This is a genomic window from Brevundimonas sanguinis, from assembly GCF_029636725.1.
Lineage (GTDB): Bacteria > Pseudomonadota > Alphaproteobacteria > Caulobacterales > Caulobacteraceae > Brevundimonas > Brevundimonas sanguinis.
On record NZ_CP116770.1, the window covers coordinates 1815184 to 1838559 of the forward strand.

Annotated in this window: 22 protein-coding genes; 1 reads left to right on the top strand and 21 read right to left on the bottom strand. The window is 66.6% G+C overall.

Features of this window, described 5'->3' with window-relative positions:
- Positions 1-86 precede the first annotated feature (86 nt).
- From lpxB to PIB44_RS09150, 21 genes are all read right to left on the bottom strand, one after another.
- Complete coding sequence (gene lpxB, locus PIB44_RS09050; RefSeq protein ID WP_278069129.1) at positions 87-1253, bottom strand: lipid-A-disaccharide synthase; 1167 nt, start codon at positions 1251-1253, stop codon at positions 87-89.
- On the bottom strand, positions 1250-2089 hold the full coding sequence (lpxI, locus tag PIB44_RS09055; RefSeq protein WP_278069130.1) for a UDP-2,3-diacylglucosamine diphosphatase: 840 nt from the start codon (positions 2087-2089) through the stop codon (positions 1250-1252). Before lpxI ends, lpxB begins: the two co-directional genes overlap by 4 nt.
- On the bottom strand, positions 2086-2874 hold the full coding sequence (gene lpxA / locus PIB44_RS09060; RefSeq protein WP_278069131.1) for an acyl-ACP--UDP-N-acetylglucosamine O-acyltransferase: 789 nt from the start codon (positions 2872-2874) through the stop codon (positions 2086-2088). The genes lpxI and lpxA overlap by 4 nt, the downstream gene beginning before the upstream one ends.
- Complete coding sequence (gene fabZ / locus PIB44_RS09065) at positions 2871-3335, bottom strand: 3-hydroxyacyl-ACP dehydratase FabZ (protein ID WP_024352581.1); 465 nt, start codon at positions 3333-3335, stop codon at positions 2871-2873. The genes lpxA and fabZ overlap by 4 nt, the downstream gene beginning before the upstream one ends.
- On the bottom strand, positions 3332-4351 hold the full coding sequence (lpxD, locus tag PIB44_RS09070; protein ID WP_278069132.1) for a UDP-3-O-(3-hydroxymyristoyl)glucosamine N-acyltransferase: 1020 nt from the start codon (positions 4349-4351) through the stop codon (positions 3332-3334). Before lpxD ends, fabZ begins: the two co-directional genes overlap by 4 nt.
- An 8-nt stretch (positions 4352-4359) precedes the next feature.
- Positions 4360-4944: an OmpH/Skp family outer membrane protein gene (locus PIB44_RS09075; protein WP_227157652.1), complete on the bottom strand. Its 585-nt coding sequence runs from the start codon at positions 4942-4944 to the stop codon at positions 4360-4362.
- 34 nt (positions 4945-4978) lie between these two features.
- Positions 4979-7357 (bottom strand): outer membrane protein assembly factor BamA, encoded by a 2379-nt coding sequence (gene bamA / locus PIB44_RS09080; RefSeq protein WP_029972539.1) that lies wholly within the window; start codon positions 7355-7357, stop codon positions 4979-4981.
- A gap of 52 nt (positions 7358-7409) precedes the next feature.
- The gene (locus PIB44_RS09085; RefSeq protein WP_278069135.1) at positions 7410-8627 is read right to left on the bottom strand and encodes a M50 family metallopeptidase; all 1218 of its coding nucleotides are present in this window, start codon (positions 8625-8627) and stop codon (positions 7410-7412) included.
- A 22-nt stretch (positions 8628-8649) separates the two neighbouring features.
- Positions 8650-9846 (bottom strand): 1-deoxy-D-xylulose-5-phosphate reductoisomerase, encoded by a 1197-nt coding sequence (gene dxr / locus PIB44_RS09090; RefSeq protein WP_278069136.1) that lies wholly within the window; start codon positions 9844-9846, stop codon positions 8650-8652.
- The gene (locus tag PIB44_RS09095; protein WP_025977367.1) at positions 9843-10661 is read right to left on the bottom strand and encodes a phosphatidate cytidylyltransferase; all 819 of its coding nucleotides are present in this window, start codon (positions 10659-10661) and stop codon (positions 9843-9845) included. The genes dxr and PIB44_RS09095 overlap by 4 nt, the downstream gene beginning before the upstream one ends.
- 1 nt (position 10662) lies before the next feature.
- The gene (gene uppS, locus PIB44_RS09100) at positions 10663-11421 is read right to left on the bottom strand and encodes a polyprenyl diphosphate synthase (protein ID WP_278069137.1); all 759 of its coding nucleotides are present in this window, start codon (positions 11419-11421) and stop codon (positions 10663-10665) included.
- Positions 11422-11455: 34 nt separating this feature from the next.
- Positions 11456-12013: a ribosome recycling factor gene (gene frr / locus PIB44_RS09105; protein ID WP_134581089.1), complete on the bottom strand. Its 558-nt coding sequence runs from the start codon at positions 12011-12013 to the stop codon at positions 11456-11458.
- Between the two features lie 40 nt (positions 12014-12053).
- A complete protein-coding gene (gene pyrH, locus PIB44_RS09110) occupies positions 12054-12791 on the bottom strand; it encodes a UMP kinase (RefSeq protein ID WP_278069138.1) in 738 nt (245 codons plus the stop codon).
- A 145-nt stretch (positions 12792-12936) separates the two neighbouring features.
- Positions 12937-13875 (bottom strand): translation elongation factor Ts, encoded by a 939-nt coding sequence (gene tsf, locus PIB44_RS09115; RefSeq protein WP_025977369.1) that lies wholly within the window; start codon positions 13873-13875, stop codon positions 12937-12939.
- 102 nt (positions 13876-13977) lie between these two features.
- Positions 13978-14859 carry a 30S ribosomal protein S2 gene (gene rpsB, locus PIB44_RS09120; RefSeq protein ID WP_025977370.1) on the bottom strand — a complete coding sequence of 294 codons (882 nt, stop codon included), beginning with the start codon at positions 14857-14859 and terminating at the stop codon, positions 13978-13980.
- Positions 14860-15087: 228 nt separating this feature from the next.
- Positions 15088-15453, bottom strand: a complete 366-nt coding sequence (locus PIB44_RS09125) for a GFA family protein (RefSeq protein WP_029972540.1) — start codon at positions 15451-15453, stop codon at positions 15088-15090.
- Positions 15453-18908 (bottom strand): DNA polymerase III subunit alpha, encoded by a 3456-nt coding sequence (gene dnaE, locus PIB44_RS09130; RefSeq protein ID WP_278070981.1) that lies wholly within the window; start codon positions 18906-18908, stop codon positions 15453-15455. The genes PIB44_RS09125 and dnaE overlap by 1 nt, the downstream gene beginning before the upstream one ends.
- 311 nt (positions 18909-19219) lie before the next feature.
- Entirely contained in the window at positions 19220-19963 is a 744-nt protein-coding gene (locus tag PIB44_RS09135; protein ID WP_025977373.1) for an ABC transporter ATP-binding protein, read from the bottom strand.
- Complete coding sequence (locus tag PIB44_RS09140; protein ID WP_278069139.1) at positions 19956-21269, bottom strand: lipoprotein-releasing ABC transporter permease subunit; 1314 nt, start codon at positions 21267-21269, stop codon at positions 19956-19958. Before PIB44_RS09140 ends, PIB44_RS09135 begins: the two co-directional genes overlap by 8 nt.
- Entirely contained in the window at positions 21266-22582 is a 1317-nt protein-coding gene (gene proS / locus PIB44_RS09145; RefSeq protein WP_278069140.1) for a proline--tRNA ligase, read from the bottom strand. The genes PIB44_RS09140 and proS overlap by 4 nt, the downstream gene beginning before the upstream one ends.
- A gap of 60 nt (positions 22583-22642) precedes the next feature.
- Positions 22643-22909 (bottom strand): DUF1467 family protein, encoded by a 267-nt coding sequence (locus PIB44_RS09150; protein ID WP_278069142.1) that lies wholly within the window; start codon positions 22907-22909, stop codon positions 22643-22645.
- Between the two features lie 73 nt (positions 22910-22982).
- On the opposite strand from PIB44_RS09150, the gene PIB44_RS09155 reads away from it, so the two are divergent.
- Positions 22983-23336: a 5-carboxymethyl-2-hydroxymuconate Delta-isomerase gene (locus tag PIB44_RS09155; RefSeq protein ID WP_278069143.1), complete on the top strand. Its 354-nt coding sequence runs from the start codon at positions 22983-22985 to the stop codon at positions 23334-23336.
- Positions 23337-23376 lie beyond the last annotated feature (40 nt).

A 23376-nucleotide genomic window follows, 5' to 3' on the forward strand; every position in this document is an offset into this window, starting at 1 on the left:
GGGGCTTCCAGCCCCATCAGCCGAGAACTGCGCGCGAGGTTCTTACTGGGTCCCGGCGTCCGCCGGGATGAGCGGAAATGAGCGCGCTACCCCGCCTTCGCCGCAATCACCCGCAGCACCGCATCGGCCGCCAGTTCCGACGGGTCCGGTCCCCCGCGCCCCATCAGGTCCAGCGCCTCGGTCTGGCGGCGCGCCTGATCGGCCGCCGCCTCGGGATCGGTCAGCAACCGCCCGACCGCCTTCGCCAGGGCCTGCGGCGTCGCTTCGTGCTGGATGAACTCCGGCGCGATGGCCTCGTCAGCGGCGATGTTGAACAGGGTGATGTGCTTGGCCGTCACCAGCCGCTTCATCAGAACGTAGCTCAGCCCGTCGATCTTATAGGCGATGACCATCGGCGCGTCCGCAAGCGCCAGTTCGGTGGAGACCGTGCCGCTGGTGGCCAGGGCGGCGTTGGCGGCCTTCATGGCGTCGTACTTGTCGGCTTCCTGCACCACATGTGCTCGGAAGGGCCAGGCGGCGACCCGGCCCGCCACGTCGGCGGCGACAGTGCCCGCCGCAACGACAGCGACTTCCAGCCCCGGAATCTGGGCCTTCAGCTGTTTGACCGCCTGCTCATAGACAGGCGTCATCCGCGTGATCTCGCTGGGTCGGCTCCCTGGCAGAACCAGCAGCAGCGGCGCATCCGCCGCAATGCCCCGCGCCGCGCGGAAGCGGGCGCCGTCGGCCCCCGCCATATCGACGTGCAGCGCCTGCGAACCCACGACCGTCGTCGGCAGACCCGCCTTCTCGAACCACGGCGCATCCAGCGCATAGAGGGCCAGCAGGTGATCCACCGCCCCCGCCAGCGTCTTCGCCCGGCCCGGCCGCGAGGCCCAGACCTGCGGCCCGACGTATTTGATCAGCGGCGTCTTCGGCGAGGCGGCGCGGATCGCCTGAGCCACGCGGATGGTGAAGCCCCAGCTGTCGATCAGCACCACGGCGTCCGGCTTTTCCGCCGCCGCCAGCGCCGCCGTCTCGGCCACGCGCTTCTTGACCCGGCCATAGGCCTTCAAGCCCTCGATCCAGCCCAGAATCGACAGTTCAGCGATGTCGAAGGGGCTGACGACGCCCTCGGCCGCCATCTTGGGGCCGCCCACGCCGACGAAGATCACGTCATTCCCCAACCGCGCCTTCAGCGCTCGCGCCAGCCCGGCGCCCAGAGCGTCGCCGGAGGCCTCGGCCGCCACAAGCATGACTTTCAGAGGACGGCTCATCGCGGTTCTCCCCAGACGAACAGGCCCAGACGGTCGGCCGCCTCGACCAGACCTTCATGATCGATGACGATCAGCCGCCCTTCGAACCCGCCGATCCCGGCCAGGCCGGCAGCGGCGGCCAGTTCAACCGTCATCGGTCCGATAACGGGCATGTCGACGCGCAGATCCTGAATCGGCTTGGGCGCCTTGCCCAGAGCCCCGCGCGCAAAGCCGGGTGAGCCGCGCAGGTCTGCAGGCAGACCCGCCACGCGGCGCAGCATCTCGTCCGTGCCTTCCTGCGCCTCGACCGCCAGCACCAATCCATCGCAGACGACCGCGCCCTGACCGATATCCAGTTCGCCTGATTTTTCAGCGACGTGCAGCGCCTTCTTCAGGTCCGCCAACTGCTCCGCCGTCGGCGCCACGCGGCCCAGCGCGCCCGCCGCCAGCATCTCGCCGCCCAGAATGTCGTCCGCGCCCTCTACGACGAAGCCTTCGTCCTCGAACACCGACAGGATCTTGCGCAGCAGGGCGTCGTCGCCCTTTGAGGCCGCCGCGATGATGCCGGGCAGCAGGGACGCACCCTTGAGATCGGGCTTCAGCGTCCTGAAATCCGGGCGGTTGACGTAGCCCGCCAGACAGACCGCGCGGCAACCTTCGGCGCGCATGGCTTTCACGATCCTGCCGATCTCGGCCATGCCGAAGTCCTGCCCAGGCCAGCGGTGCAGGTGGGCGTCGGCGAAGCCCTTCAGGCGGATGATGAAGACCTCGCGCCCCTCGGCCTCGCAGCGCTGGGCGACGCGGATGGGCAGATCGCCCGACCCCGCGATCAGGGCCAGCTTGGGCGCGGTCGTCATTCCGCGCCCGGAAGGCACAGCGGGCGCTTCCCGCCGTCACGGATGAAGGACGTGATCTCCATAATCTCGGGCAGGTCGGCATAGGCCTGTTCGACCCGATCCAGACGCTCGGCGAAGACGCCTTCGCCCTCGAACAGGTCGCGATAGGCGGCCAGCAGGCGGCGCACCGCATCCTTGTCGTAGCCCTTGCGCTTCAGCCCGATCACGTTGAGGCCGTGCAGGCTGGCGTGATTGCCCCAGACCGAGCCGTAGGGAATGACGTCGCGCGTCACAGCGGCCAGGCCGCCGACGATGGCGCCCTGCCCCACCCGGCCGTTCTGGTGGATAGCGCACAGGCCGCCGAGGAACACCCTGTCGCCGACATGGACGTGGCCACCCAGGGTGGCGTTGTTGGCCATGGTGACGCTGTCGCCGACCACACAGTCGTGGCCGACGTGGGCGCCGGTCATGAACAGATTGTTCGAGCCGACGCAGGTGACGCCGGCTCCCTGAGGCGTGCCCCGGTTGAAGGTGCAGTGCTCGCGGATCAGGTTGTTCTCGCCGATCTCCAGCCGCACGGGCTCGCCCTTGTAGCCGCCGTGCTGGGGATCGCCGCCGATGACCGCGAAGGGGTGGATCGTCGTCCCGGCCCCCACGGTCGTGTCCTGCTGGATCACCACATGGCTGACCAGACGCACGCCGGAAGCCAGCGCCACGCCCGGCCCGACGGTGCAGAACGGGCCGATCTCGACCCCGTCCGCCAGGGTCGCCGAGGCGTCGACGACGGCGGTCGGGTGGATGGTCACTGGGCGGGCTCCGCCACGGTCACGACCATGGCCATGAACTCGGCTTCAGCCGCCAGCTTGCCGTCGATGAAGGTCTCGCCGCGGAACTTATAGGCGTCGCCGCGCGCCTTGATCACCTTGACCTCCATGCGCAGCTGGTCGCCCGGACGGGCGGGCTTGCGGAAGCGCACGCCGTCGATCGACATGAACATGATGACCTTATCAGCCACCGCCACGTCCAGCGACTTGGACATCAGCAGCGCGCCCGTCTGGGCCATGGCCTCGACGATCAGCACGCCCGGCATGACCGGGTCGATCGGGAAGTGGCCGGGGAAGAAGGGCTCGTTGTGGGTGACGTTCTTGATGCCGACGATGGAGGTCGCCGCCACGAAATCCTGCGCCTTGTCGACCAGCAGGAAGGGATAGCGGTGCGGCAGGCGACGCATCACCTCGGCATAGTCGATCTTGTTGTCTTCGCTCATTCTTTCGATTCCTTCGCGCCCTTCTTCTGGGACGCCTGTTTGGACAGCCACACCGTCTCACGCAAGAACTGGCGGATGGGCTTTGCGGGATAGCCGGACCAGGTCTCGCCCGGCGGAATGTCGGCCAGAACGCCGCCGCCGGCCGCGACGCGCGCGCCTTCGCCGATGGTGATGTGGTCGCCCACGCCCGCCCGGCCGCCGAAGATGCAGTTGTCGCCGCTGGTGACCGAACCCGAGATACCGGTGTGCGCCGCCATCAGGTTGTTGCGGCCGATGACGCAGTTGTGGCCGATCATGACCAGATTATCGATCTTGGTATTCTCGCCGATGACGGTGTCGTCATAGGCGCCCCGGTCGATGCAGGAGTTGGCGCCCACCGTCACCCCGTCCTGCAGGATGACGCGGCCCAGTTGGGGAATGTCCACCGGTCCGGCCTTGGACCCGGCGGCGCCGAAGCCCGCCTCGCCGATGCGTGCGCCCGCCAGCAGCTTCACCCGGTCGCCCAGCAAGGCGAAGCCGACAGTGACGCCGGGGCTGATCAGGCAGTCGCGACCGATCTGGACGCCCGGCCCGATGACGGTGTTGGCGCCGATGCGACTGCCGCGACCGATGCGGACGCCCTCGCCCAGGATGACGCCCGGCTCGACCACCACGGTGTCGTCCTCAGCGGCCTCAGCGGCGGTGATGGCGCGGTCCAGACGGATCGGTCGGTGCAGCAGGGCCGAGGCCCGCGCCCAGGCGGCCTGAGCCTCGCCTGACACGATGACGGCGGCGTCAGCAGGCGCCGCATCCACGGCCGACGACGGCACGATCACGCACCCGGCCTTGGTCTCGGCCAAGGCGGCGGCGAACTTGCGGTCGCCCAGAAACGCAATCGCGCCCCGGTCCGCACTGGACAGGGGCGCAACGGCCGAGATGACGACCTCGCCGCCTCGGACCGCCTCCCCGCCGATGTGCTCGGCGAGGGCGGCGACCGTCAGGGGCGACAGGGTCTGGAAGAACCTCGGATCGGGCATGGCCCGTCTTACGACTGCGGCTGGGCCGGAACCGGCATGCGGTTGAAGCTCAGCGTCGGCAGCTGGGCGTTCAGGCGCTGGATCACAGTGTCGGTCACGTCCATGGCCGGGTTCATGATGAAGACGCTCTCACGGTCGAGCATGATGCCGCAGCCCTTCTCCTGATAGACGGCGACCAGCAGGGGCTCGATGGCCTCCGAGATCTTGCGGCGCTGTTCAGCCAGGGTGTAGCGCAGCTCATTGTCGCGCGTGGCTTCCAGTTGCTGGGCTTCCTGGATGCGCTGCTGCAGTTGCTGGCGGCGCTGGTTCATCTGGTCGGCCGGGATCGTCGCCTGACCCTGCTGCAGGGCCTGGGCCTCGGTCTGGATGGCGGTGGCGTAGGGCTGGAGTTCGCCCTGAACTTCCTGCGCCAGCTGTTCCATGCGGGCCTGAACAGCTTGGCCGACCGTCGACTGAGCCAGGACGCGTTGGTTGAAGTAGACGCAGACGCCGGGGATGGCCGGGCCGGGGTTGGCCGGGCCCTGCGACTGGGCCAGGGCGGCCGAGGCGGTCAGCGAAGCAAGGGCGAAGGCGCCGATGGCGATGAGTTTCATAATCTAAGCCTTAGTGACGGCGGTCAGACCGCAGTTAGAATTGGGTGGAGGTCGAGAAGCGGAACGTCTCGGTCTTGTCGTAGTCTTCGCGGTTCAAGACCTTGGACAGGTCGAAACGGATCGGCCCCATCGGCGAACGCCAGTGGATGCTGACGCCGGCCGCTGCGCGCAAGGCCAGGTCGTCGACAATGTTGGGGTTACGCAAACCCGTAGAGGGATCGATCAGATAGCGATCGTCCAGCTTGCCGATCGTGCCGAAGTCCGCGAACAGCGAGGTCTTGATGCCGTATTCATCGGGCAGCATGTTCGGCACGGTCAGCTCGACCGTACCAATGGCGTAGAAGTTGCCGCCCAGGGCGTCGGTCGTGGTCAGGTCGCGCGCGCCCATACCGGCCGTCTCGAAGCCACGGAAGGTGTTTCCGCCCTTGAAGAAGCGGTCGTTGATCCGGATCGGATCGCCGTTCCAACCGCTGACGTAGCCGGTCTGGCCTTGGAAGCTGACCACCCAGTTCGGGCGGATGCCATAGTACCAGGAGGCGTCCGCCTCGGTCCTGATGTAGTTCACGTCGCCGCCGATGCCGGCGAAATCCTGACGCAGGGAGGCGGTCCAGCCGCGCGTCGGGCGCACGGGATCGTTCAACCGGTTCACCAGCAGGGTGTAGCCCGCCGAGGAGTTCAGGTACGAGCCCGCCTGATCGCACAGGGCCGACGAGCCGGCGCCGACGCCGCCGCAATAGCCGTACGGGATGATGACCTCGTCATCCTTCAGGAAGTAGCGGGCGCTGAAGCTGGCGTAACCGTTCAACGGATAGGTGATGCGCACCCCGCCGCCCGTCGAGCGATAGTCATAGGACGAATATTTGCTGAGGTCGTAGCGGGTGTGGAACAGGTCAAAGCCCGCGCGCACGTCGCGACCCAGGAATTTGGGCTCGGTGAAGCGGAAGTCGATCTGTTGGCGCAGCGAACCCCATTCAGCGCGGGCCACGACGTTCTGGCCGCGACCCCGGAAGTTGCGCTCGGTGATGCCCAGGTTCAGCACGAAGGAGTCGACCGAGCTGAAGCCCGCGCCGACCGACAGTTCGCCGGTGGGCTGTTCTTCGACGGTGACGTTGACGACCGAACGGTCCGGCGCGCTGCCGCGCGTCTCTTCGATCTTGACGTCCTTGAAGAAGCCCAGGGCGCGCAGGTTATTGCGCGACCGCTCGACCAGCGAGCGGTTGAAGGCGTCGCCCTCGCCCACCATCAGCTCGCGGCGGATGACGCTGTCCAGGGTGCGGGTGTTGCCGACCACATTGATGCGGTCGATGTAGACACGCTGGCCTTCGCGGACATTGAAGGTGACGTTGACGGTGTCCGTCTCGGGGTCCGCGCGATAGGTCGGATTGATTTCGACGAAGGCGTAACCGGCCGAACCGGCGGCGAAGGTCAGGGTATCGACCGCCGCCTGGATGCGATCGCTCTCGTACAGGTCGCCCTTACGGATCGGCAGCAGCAACTGCAGGAAGTCGGCGTTCAGGCGGTCATTCTCCGTGACGACCTTGATCTCGCCGAAGTTGTAGCGATCCCCTTCATCCACCGTGACGGTGACGCCGAAGGCGCTGTTGTCGGGCTTCAGCTCAGCCACGGACGACAGGATGCGGAAGTCGTAATAGCCGCGGTTCGTATAGAATTTACGCAGCTGTTCCCGGTCGTAATCCAGCCGGTTCGGATCGTAGTTGTCGTTGGAGCTGAACAGCCGCCACCACTTGGAGGTCTTCGTCACCATGACCCCAGCCAGGTCGCTGTCCGAGAACGCCCGATTGCCCAGGAAGGTGATGGCCGCGATGCCCGTCTCAGGCCCCTCGTCGATCTCGAACACGACGTCGACCCGGTTTTGGTCCAGCTGGACCAGCTTGGGCGTCACCGTCGCCGAGATGCGGCCCGACAGGCGGTACAGTTCGACGATCTTGCCGACATCTTCCTGCACCCGCGCGCGGGTGTAGATGCCGCGCGGCTTGATGGTGACCTCGTCGCGCAGCTTCTTCTCGGCCAGCGCCTTGTTACCCTCGAACGTCACCTGGTTGATGATCGGGTTCTCGGCGATCTCGACGATCAGGTCGCCGTTCGCCTGCAGGCCCAGCTGGACGTCGGCGAACAGCCCCGTGCGCGACAGGGTCCGCACCGCCACGTCGATGGTCACGGCGTCGATGGTGTCCCCCGGCTGAATCGGCAGGTAGGACAGGACCGTCGTCTGGTCGATCCGTTCGTTGCCGCGCACCACGATGCGGTTGACCACGGCGCGATCAGCCTGAGGCGGCGCTTCCTGAACAACGACGTTGGGCGTCTGTTGCGCCAGCGCGGGGCTCGCGAGGCCGGCGGCGAAGGTCAGGGCCAGGGCGCTGACCCCGATAATGCGGCCACGGGTCTGGGTCATGAGGCGACTGTCGTTTTGATTCATGCGGATACCATCGGGGGCTGGCGTCGGCTCACGAGACGAGCCCGCCGAGGAATTTGAAGAGATTGAGCTTCTGCAGATCGTTCCAGGTCGCGAACAACATCAAACCCGCCAGCAAAGCAAGACCGACCCGATATCCCGCCTCCTGAACCCTGGCCGCCATCGGACGGCGCGCCACGGCTTCGTAAGCGTAGAACAGCAGGTGCCCCCCATCCAGGACGGGAATGGGCATCAGATTTAAAAAGCCGATTCCGACCGAAAGTATGGCCGCGAAGCTCGTCAGCGTCAGCAACAGATTGCGGACGATGGCCCAGGGCTCGGGATTGGCCGCCACGGCGGCGTTGGTCAGGGCGCCGGAAGCCTTGGCGATGCCCAGCGGCCCGCTGAACTGATCGCCCGACTCGCGGCCGGTGAAGATGCGGCCGATATAGGTCAGGGTCGTGTTCAGGATAGCGCCCGTCTCGCGCACGCCCTGCCCCACGGCCGCGACCGGACCGTAGCGGACATGGCGAATCTCGTCGCGGGTCGAGCCCAGGGCCAGGCCGATGCGGCCCACGCTGACCCGGCCGGCGATGCGATCGGTCTCGACGCGGCGCTCTGGCGTGGCCGTCAGTTCCACGGCGCGGTCGCCACGCTCGACGGTGAAGCGCACCGGATCGCCGCTGCTCAGGGCCACGACGCGCGTCACCTCGCCGCCGTCCGAGATCAGCTTGCCGTTGACGTGGGTGATCAGGTCGCCCTGCTGGAAACCGGCGGCGGCGGCGGGCGATCCCGCCTGCACCTGCATCACCCGCGCCGGGCGAAGCTCGACGCCGACCAGGCTGAACAGCAGGGTGAAGATGAAAATGGCCAGGACGAAGTTGGCGAACGGACCGCCCGCCACGACCAGGGCGCGCTGCCACAGCGGCTTGAAATACAGATAGTCGCGCTCAGCGCCCGGCCCGTGGGCCGCGACAAGCTGCTTGCGCATCGCCTCCAACCCGGCCCGGTCGGGCACGCCGGTCGCATCCAGATCGCCGGAAAACTTGACGTAACCGCCCAGCGGCAGCCAGCCGACGCGCCATTCGACGCCGTGTTTGTCAGTGCGTTTGAAGAGGGCGCGGCCAAACCCGATGGCGAAGCGGTCCATGTTCACGCCAAAGGCGCGCGCGGTCAGGAAGTGCCCGAGTTCGTGCACCGTCACGACCAGCGTCAGGACGAGCAGAAACGGCACGACATAGGTCAGAATCTGGCTGATCGCGCCTAACATGCCGCTCGTCTCTCCTGCGCCCTCAGGCAGCCATGTTCAGCGACGCGATGACGTCGCTCGCAATCCGCCGCGCCTGCGCATCGACGGCCAGAGCCGCATCGCAGGCATCGTCCGAACCGCAAGACACGCCCGCGCTGGTCGCCTTCTCAAGGGTGTCGGCGACGACTGCGGCAATATTGAGAAAGCCCAGCCGTCGGTCAAGAAACGCCAGAGCCGCCACTTCGTTGGCCGCATTGAAGACGATCGGCGCCGCGCCGCCCGCCGCCAGAGCTTCGCGCGCCAGCCTCAGGGCCGGAAAGCGCGCCTCATCCGGCGCCTCGAAGGTCAGTCGTCCCAGCGACGCCAGGTCCAGCTTAGGCGCGGGCCAGGCCAGTCGATCCGGCCAGGACAGGGCGCAGGCGATCGGCGTCCTCATGTCCGGCGGCCCCATCTGGGCCAGCGTCGAACCATCCACATATTCCACAAGGCTGTGGATGATCGATTCCGGGTGGACGACCACATCGATCCGCTCGCCCGGCATGTCGAACAGATAGGCGGCCTCGATCAGTTCCAGCCCCTTGTTGGCCATGGTGGCGCTATCGACCGAAATCTTGGCGCCCATGCTCCAGTTCGGATGGGCGACCGCCTGCTCGGGCGTAATCCGCGTCATGGCCGAGCGGGGCAGAGTGCGGAATGGCCCGCCCGACGCGGTCAGCACCAGCTTCGACACCCGCTCGGGCGCCTCGAGCGGGAAGACCTGAAAGATGGCGGAGTGCTCCGAATCGACCGGGATCAGCTGGCCCCCGCTGCGCCGGACCCGCTCGATCAGCGCCGGACCGCAGCAGACCAGGCTCTCCTTATTCGCCAGGGCCAGGGTCGCGCCCGTCCCCGCCGCCGCCCAGGCCGACCGCAGGCCCGCCGCGCCGACGATGGAGGCCATGATCCAGTCGGCCGGGCGCGTGGCTGCTTCCACGATGGCGTCGGGGCCGGCCGCCGTCTCGATCCCGGTTCCCGTCAGGGCTTCGCGCAGTTCATCCAAACGCGCGGGATCGGCTGTTACGGCGATGCGCGGCCGCCAGCGGCGCGCCTGCTCGGCCAGCCGGGCGATATTGGCGCCGCCGGTCAGGGCCTCGACCTCGAACCGCGCAGAGCCCGCGCCTTGCGTCTGTTCCATAAGGTCCAGCGTCGACGAGCCGACCGACCCGGTCGAGCCCAGAATCGTGACGCGCCGCGCGATCACGCCGCCCGCTCCAACATGAGGACGATCAGCCGCCCGGCGGCGACTACGACCACGGCGAACATGAGGCCGTCGACGCGGTCCAGCAGACCTCCGTGGCCTGGAATCAGATTGCCCGCGTCCTTGACGCCGAAACGCCGCTTCAGCGCCGACTCCCACAGATCGCCGCCCATAGTGGCCAGGGCGGCGGTCAGGCCCAGCACCCCGCCCCAGACGGCGGTCAGCATCCCCATGTCCAGCCAGCCCGCCATTGCGGCGCCGGCGATCATCCCGGCGGTCAGACCGCCGATGAAGCCGGACCAGGTCTTGTTCGGCGAAAAGCGCGGCCACAGCTTCGGGCCGCCGACGAAGCTGCCGACCAGATAGGCCAGGATGTCCGCCGACCAGGCGACGGCGAAGACCAGCACGGTCCAGTACAGCCCCTGCACTTCATGCAGGTCGCGCAGCCAGATCAACAGAACGCAGGGCCAGCCGAGGTAGAGCACGCCATAGGCGGTATCAAGCGCCGACTGGCCGCGCGTCCGGGCGAACAGGCCCGCCGCCAGCGCTCCGAACACCATCAACACCAGCGCTAGGGAAATCTGGCCGACGTGGGCGGCGATCACCGCCACGACCAGGGCCAGAGCCACCGCGACGCCGATCGGCCGCCACAGCCTGGGCGCGCACATCCTGGCCCATTCGAAGGCCAGCAACACCGCGCCCGCGACCACTAAGGCGCAGAACCAGTCGCCCCCGGCCCAGGTCGCCAGAACCGCCGCCGGGGCCAGCACGACCGCAGAGGCGGCGCGCAGGGCGATGTCGCGAGGCTTCAACGCCATATCAGACCGCCGCCTCGCCATAAGCCGTATCCATGACCTCGCGCCCGCCATAGCGACGCTGGCGACAGGCGAACTGGGCGATAGCCTCGGCCAGGGCTTCAGCGCCGTAGTCCGGCCACAGGATGTCCTGGAAAACCATCTCGGCGTAGGCCGCCTCCCACAACAGGAAGTTGGACAGACGCTGCTCGCCCGAGGTCCGCACGATCAGATCGACCGGGGGCGCCCCGGCCGTCGACAGCCCGGCGCCCAGCGCCTCTTCGTCGACGATGACGTCTTCGCCCGCGCGGGCCCGATCGACCAGCCGCTGGGCCGCATCGGCCAGATCCGCCCGGCCGCCGTAGTTGAAGGCCACCTGCAACAGGAATTTGTCGTTGTGGGCCGTCTGCGCCTCTGCCCGCGCGACGATGGCGGCGATGTCTTCGGGCAGCCCCTTGCGGCGCCCCAGCACCTTGACCCGCACGCCCGCAGCTTCCAGCCGTTTCAGATCGCTGCCGACGAAGGCGCGCACCAGCCCCATGAGGTCGGACACCTCATCGGCCGGACGGCTCCAGTTCTCGGTCGAGAAGCCGAACACCGTCAGGCACTGCACGCCCAGTTCAGGCGCGGCCTTGATGGTCCGGCGCAACGCCTGGACCCCCTCGCGGTGGCCCACGGCGCGCGGAAGGCTCCGTCGCTGCGCCCAGCGGCCGTTGCCGTCCATGATCAGGGCGACGTGACGAGGCCCCTTTGCAGGCGCCGTGGCGACGGGCTCGGCCGACATATGAGACCTTCCTTGGACAGACCAGACGCGAGCGTCAGACCTGCATGATCTCGACTTCCTTGGCCTTCAAGGTCTCGTCGATACGCTTGATGGCGGCGTCGGTGTCCTTCTGGACCTCGGCTTCCATCTTCTTCTGTTCATCCTGGCTGATATCACCGGCCTTTTCAGCCTTCTTCAGCTCGTCGTTGGCGTCGCGGCGCACGTTGCGCACAGCGATCTTCTTGTCCTCGGCGTATTTGGCGGCCAGCTTAGCCAGATCCTTGCGGCGCTCTTCGGTCAGCGGCGGGATCGGAATACGCAGATTCTGGCCGTCGACGATCGGGTTCAGGCCCAGGCCCGCGGAGCGGATCGCCTTCTCGACCGAGACCACCATGCCCTTGTCCCAGACGCTGACCGAGATCATGCGCGGTTCCGGCACGCTGATGGCGGCGACGGCGGTCAAAGGCGAGGTCGCGCCATAGGCTTCGACGACGACCGGCTCCAGCAGACCCGCGTTGGCGCGGCCCGTGCGCAGGCCCGCATAGTCGTCCTTCAGCGCGGAGACCGACTTTTCCATCCGGTCACGAAAGGTTTTGAGATCGGGTTTGGCCATGACGAATGTCCTTGGTCCTGTCGTTGAATAGCGAAGCCGCTCAGGAGGGCTTGTTGGTGATGACGGTATAGGTCCCCTGCCCCGTCAAGGTCTTATGCAGCGAACCTTCCTCGCGAATCGAGAAGACTACGATCGGAATCCCGCTGTCGCGCATCAGGGCGATGGCCGAAGCGTCCATGACCCGCAAGTCCTTGGCCAGCACGTCCTGATAGGTCAGCGTTTCGTAACGGGTCGCGGTCGCATCCTTCTTGGGGTCCGCCGTGTAGACGCCGTCAACGCTGGTGCCCTTCAGCAGGGCGTCGCAGTTCATCTCTGCTGCGCGCAGGGCGGCGCCGGAGTCCGTGGTGAAGAAGGGCGCGCCCACGCCCGCAGCGAAGATCACCACGCGGCCCTTTTCCAGGTGCCGCAGCGCGCGGCGGCGGATGTAGGGCTCGGCGATCGCGGCCATCGGAATGGCGCTCTGGACCCGCGTGTCGACCCCGATTTTTTCCAGCGCGCCCTGCATGGCCAGGGCGTTCATGATGGTGGCCAGCATGCCCATGTAGTCGGCGTTGGCGCGGTCCATGCCCTCGGCGGCCTTGGACAGGCCCCGGAAGATATTGCCCCCGCCGATGACTAGGCAGATTTCCACGCCCTGACGCGCCACGGCGGCGACGGCGGCGGCGACCACGTCCACCGTCTTCATGTCGATTCCATAGGGCTGATCGCCCATCAGGACCTCGCCCGAGACCTTCAGCAGGACGCGCTTGTAACGAAACTCAGAGGGGGCGTCGGGCATGGTCAGGAGTCCGTGGATACAGGGGTTAGCATCCGCGCGAAATGAATCGGCGGCTCATCATAGACGAAGGGCGCGTCAGCCTTCAAAGCCGAACGCGCCCAAACGCATAATTCTCCCTCCCCTTCGCGGGGAGGGAGAGGTCTTCTTAGTTGCCGCCGGTCATCGAGGCGACTTCCGACGCGAAGTCGGGAGCATCGGACTTCTCGACGCCTTCGCCCAGGGCCATGCGGACGAAACCGGCCAGCTTCAGCTCAGAGCCCAGCTCCTTGCCGGTGTTGGCGACCAGTTGTTCGATGGTCACGTCCGGGTCCATGACGAACGGCTGCTTGGTCAGCACCACGTCCTTCTGGAACTTGGCGATCTGGCCCGACACGATCTTCTCGATCATGTTTTCCGGACGGCCTTCTTCCTTGGCCTTCTCGATCAGGACAGCGCGTTCCTTCTCGATCGCGGCCGGGTCCAGGTCCGAGGTGTCCAGCGCCAGCGGAGCCGTGGCCGCCACGTGCATGGCGATCTTGCGGCCCACTTCGCGCAGGGCTTCCTTGTCGCCGGCGCCTTCCAGGGCGACCAGCACGCCAATGCGGCCGACGCCCGGCGACACGGCGTTGTGGACGTAGGTCGCAACCGCGCCTTCGCCAACCGACAGGCGAGCCGCACGACGCAGCTGCATGTTCTCGCCGATCGTGGCGATCAGGTTGGTGACTTCGGCCTCAACGGTCTTGCCGTTTTCCAGGGTCGCGCCGTGGATGGCGTCGACGCCGTCATGGTGCAGGCCCAGTTGAGCGAATTCCTTGGCCGCGGCCTGGAACAGGTCGTTGCGGGCCACGAAGTCGGTTTCGGCGTTGAACTCGATGGCCGAGGCGACTTCGCCCTTGCCGTCTTCGCGCACGGCGACGGCCACCAGGCCCTCGGCGGCGACACGGTCGGCCTTCTTGGCGGCCTTGGACAGACCCTTGGCGCGCAGCCAGTCGATGGCTGCTTCGATGTCGCCGTTGTTCTCAACCAGCGCCTTCTTGCAGTCCATCATGCCGACGCCCGAACGCTCGCGAAGTTCCTTCACGAGGGCGGCAGTGATCTCGGCCATGTCTTTCTCCTGAAATTCAAAATGGGCGGCCGGACTGTTTAGCCCGGCCGCATGTCAAGTTGACGTCGGTCCAGCGCGCTGGCGGCGCCGGAACGTCAGTCCTTAGCCTTCGACCTTCTCGGCCTCGGCGGCTTCGACCGCAGGGGTCTCGACGGCAGCGGCCTCGGCGGCGACCATCTCTTCAGCCACGCCTTCCGTGCCGGCCGGAGCCGGGTCGGCGGCCACGGGGGCCGAGGCTTCGCGCAGCATCGGCTCAACCGGAGCTTCCGAAGCGCCCAGGTCGATGCCTTGGGCGACGGCGCCGGCGGCCAGGCCGTCCAGAACGGCGTCGGCGATCAGGTCGCAGTAGGTCTGGATGGCGCGGGCGGCGTCATCGTTGCCCGGCACCGGATAGGTGATGCCGTCCGGGTCCGAGTTGGTGTCCAGGATGGCGATGATCGGGATGTTCAGCTTGCGGGCTTCCTGGATCGCGATCGATTCCTTGTTGGTGTCGATCACGAACATGATGTCCGGCACCGAACCCATGTCCTTGATGCCGCCCAGCGACAGTTCCAGACGGTCCTTCTCGCGCTGCAGGGTCAGCAGCTCCTTCTTGTTCCGGCCCTCGCCGGTTTGAAGGATGGTTTCCAGTTCGCGCAGGCGCTGGATCGAGTTCGAGACGGTGCGCCAGTTGGTCAGGGTGCCGCCCAGCCAGCGGTTGTTCATGTAGTATTGGGCGCAGCGCGTGGCGGCCTGCGCGACCGGGTCGGCGGCCTGACGCTTGGTGCCGACGAACAGAACGCGACCGCCCTTGGCGGCCACGTCGCGCACGGCGACCAGAGCCTGGTGCAGCAGCGGCATCGTCTGCGACAGGTCGATGATGTGGATGTTCGAGCGCGAGCCGAAGATGTAGCGGTCCATCTTCGGGTTCCAGCGGTGCGTCTGGTGACCGAAGTGAGCGCCGGCTTCCAGCAGGGTACGCATCGAGAATTCAGGCAGAGCCATGATCGTGTTTTCCTTTTTCCGATCAAACCTAGCGCGGGCGGTTAAAAGGATCGGCTGATCCCTCGGAACGGTGCAGGCCGGGATGTCTCCCCGAACCACGCCACGCCCACGTGCGAAGTGCGCCGCGCATATAGGCGAAAGGCCTGAAAAACACAAGCGGCCGAACAAGATGGCCGCATCAGCCGTCGCGGGCCCTACGTCACCCCGCGAGCCGACGCTTGGGCCGGATCAGAAGCTGCGGCCGTCCACGCGCTGCGCCGTCCAGGTCCAGGGCTCGATATCGGTCAGGGTGCGGATATTGATCGCGGCCACCTCGGCTCCGTCCGGCCCCACGCCGTAGCCGAACGGCTGCACACCGCAGGTCTTGCAGAAGCGATGATCGATCTTGTGCTGATTGAAGAAGTAGGATGTCATTTCACCCTCTCCCTTCGTCAGGCGGAACGCCGAGCGCGGCGCGAACGCCAGAACGAATCCCTTGCGGTAGCAATGGGAGCAGTTGCATTCGACCAGTCCATCCAGACCGACATCGACTTCATACGCGACCGCGCCGCAGTGGCAGGACCCGGCATGGGTCTTCACGCTCGTCTCGCTCATCATGCATCCTCCAGCATCACCACCCCCGGCGCCGACTTCAACGCGCCGCGCAGCGCCGCGTCCAGCCGGTATCGTCCAGGCAGCTTAATCTCGACCTCGGTGCGGCCACCCAGCGTCGCCTGCAGCCAGACCTCGCCGCCCTTGCCCTGCGCCCGCGCCCGATCCAGCCGCGCCTTCAGCGCCTCGGCGTCAGCCGACTGCGCCGACAGGATGACGCGCAAACCGATCTGGGCGTCGTCCAGCAATACGTCCATGCGGCTGGCGTCGTCGCCGAAGAAACGCACCTCCCCGTCCGCCGCCTTGGCCCGCACCCTGACCAGAACCGACGTGCCGACCTCCAGAACCTCCCGGCAGCGCCGCAGTTGCTCCGGCGGGAACAGGCATTCAAACTCGCCGGTCGGGTCCGAGAAGGTGACGAAGGCGAACTTCTCGCCGGTGCGGGCGCTGGCCCGTTCCTGACGGCGACGCACCACGCCCGCCATCTGAAACGCTTCGTGCCCCGCCTCGGCCAGCCCCTGCGCTTCGGCCACGAAGGTCACGCGCTTGCGCTTCAAGGCCGGCGTCAGTTCTTCCAGCGGGTGGCCCGACAGATAGAAGCCGACGGCGTAGAGTTCCTGATCCAGCTTGTCCGGGCCGGCCCATTGTTCGACGCTCTTCAGCCGTGGACGCGCAGCCCCCGCCTGATCGGCGCCGAACAGGCTGACCTGGGCCGAGGCACGTTCAGCCGCCACGCTCTGGCAATAGGCGATCAGAACGTCAGCCTGTTCGAACAACTGACGGCGGTTCGGATGAATGCTGTCGAACGCGCCCGCCCGCGCCAGCCCTTCCAGCGCCCGCTTGTTGACGGCCTTGGGATCGACCCGCTCCAGGAAATCAAAAATATCGGCGAACGGCCCGCCCGTCTCGCGCACCTCGACCACGTGACGCATCGCCTCAAGCCCCACGTTGCGGATGGCGCCGAGCGCATACAGCACGCTGCCCTGCCCGTCCTTCCACGACACGTCGAAGTCAGCGGAGGAGCGGTTGATGTCGGGCGCCAGCACCGGGACCTCGAACCGGCGGCAGTCCTGATAGAAGACCGCCAGCTTGTCCGTGTTCGACAGGTCCAGGCTCATGGAGGCGGCGAAGAACTCGACCGGGTGATTGGCCTTCAGCCAGCCCGTCTGGAACGAGATCAGCGCATAGGCCGCCGCGTGCGACTTGTTGAAGCCATAGCCCGCGAACTTGGCCACCAGGTCGAAGATGGAGCCAGACTGCGCCTCAGGCACCCCCTTTTCGGAGGCGCCCTTGACGAAGCGGAGGCGCTGGAAGTCCATCTCCTCTTTCTTCTTCTTGCCCATGGCGCGACGCAGCAGGTCGGCCTCGCCCAGGCTGTAGCCGGCCAGGATCTGGGCGATCTTCATCACCTGTTCCTGATAGATGATGACGCCGTAGGTCTCGGTCAGCACCTCCTTCAGGCTGGGGTGCAGGTAATCGACCTCGGCCCGGCCGAACTTCCGGTCGATATAGGTGTCGATCATCTCCATCGGCCCCGGCCGATAGAGGGAGATCAGGGCGGTGATTTCCTCGATCGAGCCGCAACGCATCTTGCGCAGGGTGTCGCGCATGCCCTGGGATTCCAGCTGGAACACCCCGACGGTCTGGCCCGACGCCATCAGTTCATAGGTCTTGGGATCGTCCAGCGGCAGCAGGCCCCAGTCCTGAGCCGCGCCGCGCCGTTCCAGATAGCCCTTGGCCCGGTCCAGAACCGTCAGCGTCTTCAGACCCAGGAAGTCGAACTTCACTAGGCCCGCCGGCTCGACCCACTTCATGTTGAACTGGCTGGCCGGGATGGTGGAGCGCGGGTCCTGGTACAGAGGCACCAGTTCCGTCAGCGGCCGGTCGCCGATGACGATGCCGGCCGCGTGGGTCGAGGCGTTGCGGTACAGCCCCTCAAGTTCCAGCGCCGTCTCCAGCAGCGCCTTGACTGAAGCTTCGGCGTCGCGCGCCTCGCGCAGGCGCGGCTCCAGGTCGATGGCCTGGGCCAGGGTCACGGGGTTGGCCGGGTTGGCCGGAACCATCTTGGCCAGACGGTCCACCTGGCCCAACGGCATCTGCAGCACCCGCCCCACGTCGCGCAGCACGGCGCGCGCCTGCAGGGTGCCGAAGGTGATGATCTGGGCCACCCGGTCCTTGCCGTAACGGTCCTGAACGTAGTCGATGACCTCTTCGCGCCGCTCCTGACAGAAGTCGATGTCGAAGTCGGGCATCGACACGCGTTCCGGGTTCAGGAAACGCTCGAACAGCAGACCAAACCGCAAGGGATCCAGGTCGGTGATGGTCAGCGACCAGGCCACCAGCGAGCCGGCCCCCGAACCCCGCCCGGGCCCGACCGGGATGTCATGCAGCTTGGCCCATTTGATGAAGTCGGCAACGATCAGGAAGTAGCCGGGGAACCCCATCTGCTGGATGATCCCCACCTCCCACTCGAGACGGTCCCAATAGTCCTGCTCGGGCGCATAAGCCTTATTCTTCTCCAGCCGCGCCTTCAGCCCCTCGCGCGCCTGGTGGGCCAGTTCGTCAGCCTCGGAACGGCCCGCCCCGGTGTCGAAGCGCGGCAGGATCGGCTTGTGCGTCTTAACCAGGAAGGCGCAACGACGGGCGATCTGAATGGTGTTGTCACAGGCCTCGGGCAGGTCCGTGAACAACTCGCGCATCGCCTCCGCCGACTTGAACCAGTGCTCGCCGGTGACGCGGCGGCGATCTTCCTGGCCGGTGAAGGCGCCGTCGGAGATGCACAGCAAGGCGTCGTGCGACTTCGCCTGCGCCGCCTTGGCGTAATAGACGTCGTTGGTCGCAACCAACGGGACATCGTGGGCGTAAGCCCACTCGACCAGCCCGCCCTCGGCCGCCGTCTCGCTGTCCAGGCCGTGGCGCTGAAGCTCGACATAGAACCGATCGCCGAAGACCCGCTTCATCTCAGCCAGGGCGGCGGCGGCCTCCGCCGGTTTCTTCTGCACGAACAGAGGGTCGACGGGACCGTCAGGCCCGCCTGATAGCAGGATGAGCCCTTCGGACTTATCCACAACCTGCCCCCAGGGCACCCCCGGCTCGGCCATTTCGCCTGCGTCGAGGTAGGCGGCGGATGACAAGGCGCACAGGTTGAGCCAGCCTTGCTCGTTCTGCGCGATTAAAACGATCGTCGGCGTCTTGGCCCAGCGCTGGGCCGACTGTCCGCCGATGTCGAGGACAGGCAGAGCGCAGGCGACGATCGGTTGGACGCCGGCTTCCTTTGTCGTCTGGCTGAACTCAAGCGCGCCGAACAGGTTGGCCCGGTCCGCCACCCCCACCGCCGGCATGCCCGCCTCTGCGGCCATCTTGCCGATCTTGCTCGCCTTGATCGCCCCTTCCAGAAGCGAATAGGCGCTGCGGACCCGCAGGTGGACAAAGCCCTGACTGTTCACCGCATCCGCCAATCGAAAACTCCGCATCGCAGCGCCGCTTAGACGACGCTTCTTCATCATGCAGGGAGTCGCCCCTCAGCGGGGCGCGGTCATGTCACCAGGAAGGCCGCCTGCCAGACCATCCAGACGAAGCCGCCGCAGGACGCAAGCGACAGAAGATCCCTCACCCAACGCGCCATTGATTTTATCCCCAGATCAGATGTTGCCTTTTTGTTCTAAGTTGCTCATTTGTTCTCGTCAACCCTCAATCCGCGAGGAAGGCGACCTGGGTCATGCCGCCCCATCGGACGATGGCTTAAGCCTGCGAACAGGCTTGTCGACCGCTAATAGGCCTGACTTTCGGCGGCGCGCTGCACCAGATGGCCGTCCTTCAGCGCGAAGACGCGGTCCATATGACCGGCCAGTTCCATGTTGTGCGTGGCGATCAAAGCCGCGACGCCCGTGGTCTTCGCCAGTTCGCGCAGGGCCTCGAACACCGCCTGACTGGTTGTTGGGTCCAGGTTCCCGGTCGGCTCGTCCGCCAACAGCAGACGCGGACTGTTGGCCAGGGCGCGGGCGATGGCCACGCGTTGTTGTTCGCCGCCCGACAGTTGCGCCGGCTGGTGCGTAATCCGCTGACCAAGGCCGAGCGCGGTCAGCTGCTCGGTCGCGCGGCGACGCGCCTCCCCTTCGCGCACGCCCGCAATGCGCATCGGCAGGGCGACGTTGTCCAGAGCGTCGAACTCCGGCAGCAAATGGTGGAACTGATAAACAAAACCGATGCGATGCAAGCGAAGGCGGGTGCGCGCCCGCTCGTCCAGCCCGCCGACATCCTCGCCGTCGATCAGCACCTGACCGCTGGTCGGCCGCTCCAGCAGGCCCGCCGCGTGCAGCAGGCTGGACTTGCCCGAGCCCGACGGTCCGATCAGGCCGACGACCTCGCCCGGCATGACCTCCAGATCGACGCCCTTGAGCACCGTCAGCCCGCCCTGCGCCGTCGGATAGGTGCGCGTGACCCCGCGCAGCGACAGGATGGCGCCGTTCGTCTCAGCGGCGACGACGGGCTTCTTCTTCAGCAGCCTATTCAAAACGCAGGGCCTCCACCGGATCGATGCGCGACGCATTCCACGACGGGGGCAAGCTGGCCAGGCAACTCATGAGGAAGGAGAAGACGGTCACACCGACCACGTCCCACAGATCAACCTTGGCCGGGACGGAATCGAGCATATAGACTTCGGCGTTGAACAGCTGGACGCCCAGCAGTCCCTCCAGGAAATGCTGGATCGCGCCGATGTTCCAGCAGAACAGCAGGCCCAGCACCAGGCCCGCAATCGTGCCGCCGATGCCGATGGCCGCGCCTGAGACGAAGAAGATGCGCAGGATGGACGACTGGCTGGCGCCCACGGTCCGCAGGATGGCGATGTCGCGCGTCTTATTCTTCACCAGCATGACGATGCCGCTGATGATGTTCATGGCGGCGATGGCGACCACCATGCCCAGAATGATGCTCATGGCCGTCCGTTCGACCTGGAGCGCGCCCCAGATCGCCGCCTGACGGTTGCGCCAGTCGGTCACGACGTTGCCGGCCCCGGCCGCGCGCTGCACCGGCGCCAGCAGGTTCTCGACCTTGTCCGGCTCGGCCACCTTCATCTCGATGATGTCCCAGACGCCGTCCTTGCCGAAGAAGAGCTGAGCCTGCTCCAAAGGCATGAAGATGAAGGCCCGGTCGTAATCGGCCGCACCCGACGTATAGACGCCGCCGACGATATAGGTCTTCTCCAGCCCGCCCAGATTGCCGAAGGCGCTGTCGGCGCCGGTCGGCGAATATAGCGAGATGGGATCGCCTTCGCGCAGGCCCGCTTCTGCGGCCAGGGTCTTGCCGATCAGGACGTGATCCCCGCCGTATTCGCCCTTGCCGAACTGCTCGCGCGCCTCGGGGCTCAGGCTTTCAAAGACGAACTTCATCGAGGCCAGATCCTGGGGCCTCACCCCACGCACCATGCCCCCGGTCGCCAGATTGCCCGCGCGGAACATGGCGGGGCTTTCGGTCAAAGGCGTCACCGATACGACGCCCGGCACGTCGGCGATCCGCTTCAGCGCCGCGTCGCGGTCAGGCGCATAGAGCACCGGCCCCTGCACGTACATATGGCCGTTGAACGACAGAATGCGGTCCATCAGCGTGCCGCGAAAGCCCGCCATGATGCTCATGACGCTGATCAACACGGCGACAGCCAGCATGATGCCGATGAAGCTGATCATGGCGATCAGCGCCACCCCGCCCTGTTTGCGCTTGGCGCGCAGATAGCGGAGGGCCAGCCCGATCTCCCAGCTGGAGAATGGGCCGGACCCTTTCGATGCGGGCGGCGGAGCGGAAGCCGTCGCGGCGTCGGTCATTTCGTAAGCAGCTCCAGGGCGGCGTCCAGCGACAGGCTCTGCTTCTCGCCGGTGGCGCGGCGCTTCAATTCCACCACGCCCTCGGCCAGTCCCTTGGGCCCGATGGTCAGCTGCCACGGCACGCCGATCAGGTCGGCGGTGGCGAACTTGCCGCCCGGACGCTCGTCCGTGTCGTCGTAGAGCACGTCCTTGCCCGCCGCTTCCAGCTTGGCCACGGCCTCTTCGCATGCGGCCGAGACGGCCTCGTCGCTTGCGCGCAGGTTGATGACCACCACCTCGAACGGGGCGACCGCGTCCGGCCAAATGATGCCGCCAGCGTCGTGGCTGGCTTCGATGATGGCGCCCAGCAGGCGCGAGACGCCGACGCCATAGCTGCCCATGTGGACCGGCGCGTCCTTGCCGTCCGGCCCCTGGACGTTGGCCTTCATCGCCGCCGAATATTTGGTGCCGAAGTAGAAGATGTGGCCGACCTCGATGCCGCGCGCCGACAGGCGGTCGCCCTCGGCGGTCTGGGCCTCGAACTGGGCCGCGTCGTGCATTTCCTCGGTCGCGGCGTAGAGGGCCGTGCGCTCGGTGAACACGCCTTCCAATTGCTCGACGCTGAGGTCGTGCCCCGGCGGCGCCATCTCGACCAGCTTGCGGTCGCAGAAGACTTCGCTCTCGCCCGTCTCGGCCAGGACGATGAACTCGTGGCTCAGGTCGCCGCCGATCGGGCCGGTGTCGGCGCGCATCGGGACCGCCTTCAGGCCCAGGCGGGCGAAGGTGTTCAGATAGGCGGCGAACATCCGCTTATAGGCGATGCGGGCGGACGCCTCGTCGATGTCGAAGGAATAGGCGTCCTTCATCAGGAACTCACGGCCGCGCATGACGCCGAAGCGCGGACGGCGCTCGTCGCGGAACTTCCACTGGATGTGGAAGAGGTTCAGCGGCAGGGCTTTGTACGACTTCACGAAGCCGCGGAAGATGTCGGTGATCATCTCCTCATTGGTCGGTCCGTAAAGCAGTTCGCGCTCGTGGCGGTCGGTGATGCGCAGCATCTCCGGGCCATAGGCGTCGTAGCGCCCGGACTCTCGCCACAGGTCCGCCAGCTGCAACGTCGGCATCAGCAGCTCGACGGCGCCGGCCTTCGTCTGCTCCTCGCGGACGATGTTCTCGATCTTGCGCAGCACCCGCAGGCCCAGCGGCAGCCAGGCGTAGATGCCGGCGGCCTCCTGCTTGATCATGCCCGCACGCAGCATCAGTTGATGCGACACGATCTGGGCGTCGGAGGGGGCTTCTTTCAGGATCGGCAGGAAGTAGCGCGACAGGCGCATGGGAGGATTCTCGGCAAATTCAGTCAGGCCCGAGGTTTAACCGGGCAAGGGGGACGAAAGCTAGAGCGCGTTCGCGTGGGTGATGTCGGGAACAGGGGTCCAGCCGACCCAGACGAAGGCGACGATCACCAGCCAGACGATGATCGACACCCAGGTCGTGGTGATGAACTTCTTCTTCAGGTTCGGATTCTTCGGCGCGCCCCACTGGGTGCCGTCCGTCGGCGGATCCTTGACCTGATCAGACATCCCCAGCGGCAGGATGGCGAACAAGACGATCCACCACACCGTCAGGAAAGTGGCGACCAGGGTGAAGGGGCCAAGGGGCATCGTCTCAAAAGTCCGTTCATCGCAATCATCGTCGCGGGGCGATAAGGAGGGCTCCGCAACAAGGACGCCCTGAATGCCACAGATTACGCTGGAACACTCCACCCATTTCGACGCGACCGACTGGCGCGCCCTGGCGCTGGAGATCCATCGCTTCTGTGTCGAGGTGGTCGGCGCCACCCTGCCCGCCTGCAAGACGCGCATCGTGCGCTGCGAAAACCTGATCATCGCCGACGGCGCGCCGGACCAGGCCATGGTCCACTGCGACCTGCGCATCCTCAGCGGCCGCACGCAGGAGCAGAAGACCGCCCTGGGCGAAGCGGTGCAAGCCGCCCTGCTGGCCGGCGTCGCGCCTTATGGCGGCCCACGCCAGATCTCGGTCGAGATCGGAAACCTGGACCGCGACAACTACCGCAAGGTCACGCTGTAACGCACAAACCTCTCCTCCCCATGCCATGGGGAGGGGGACC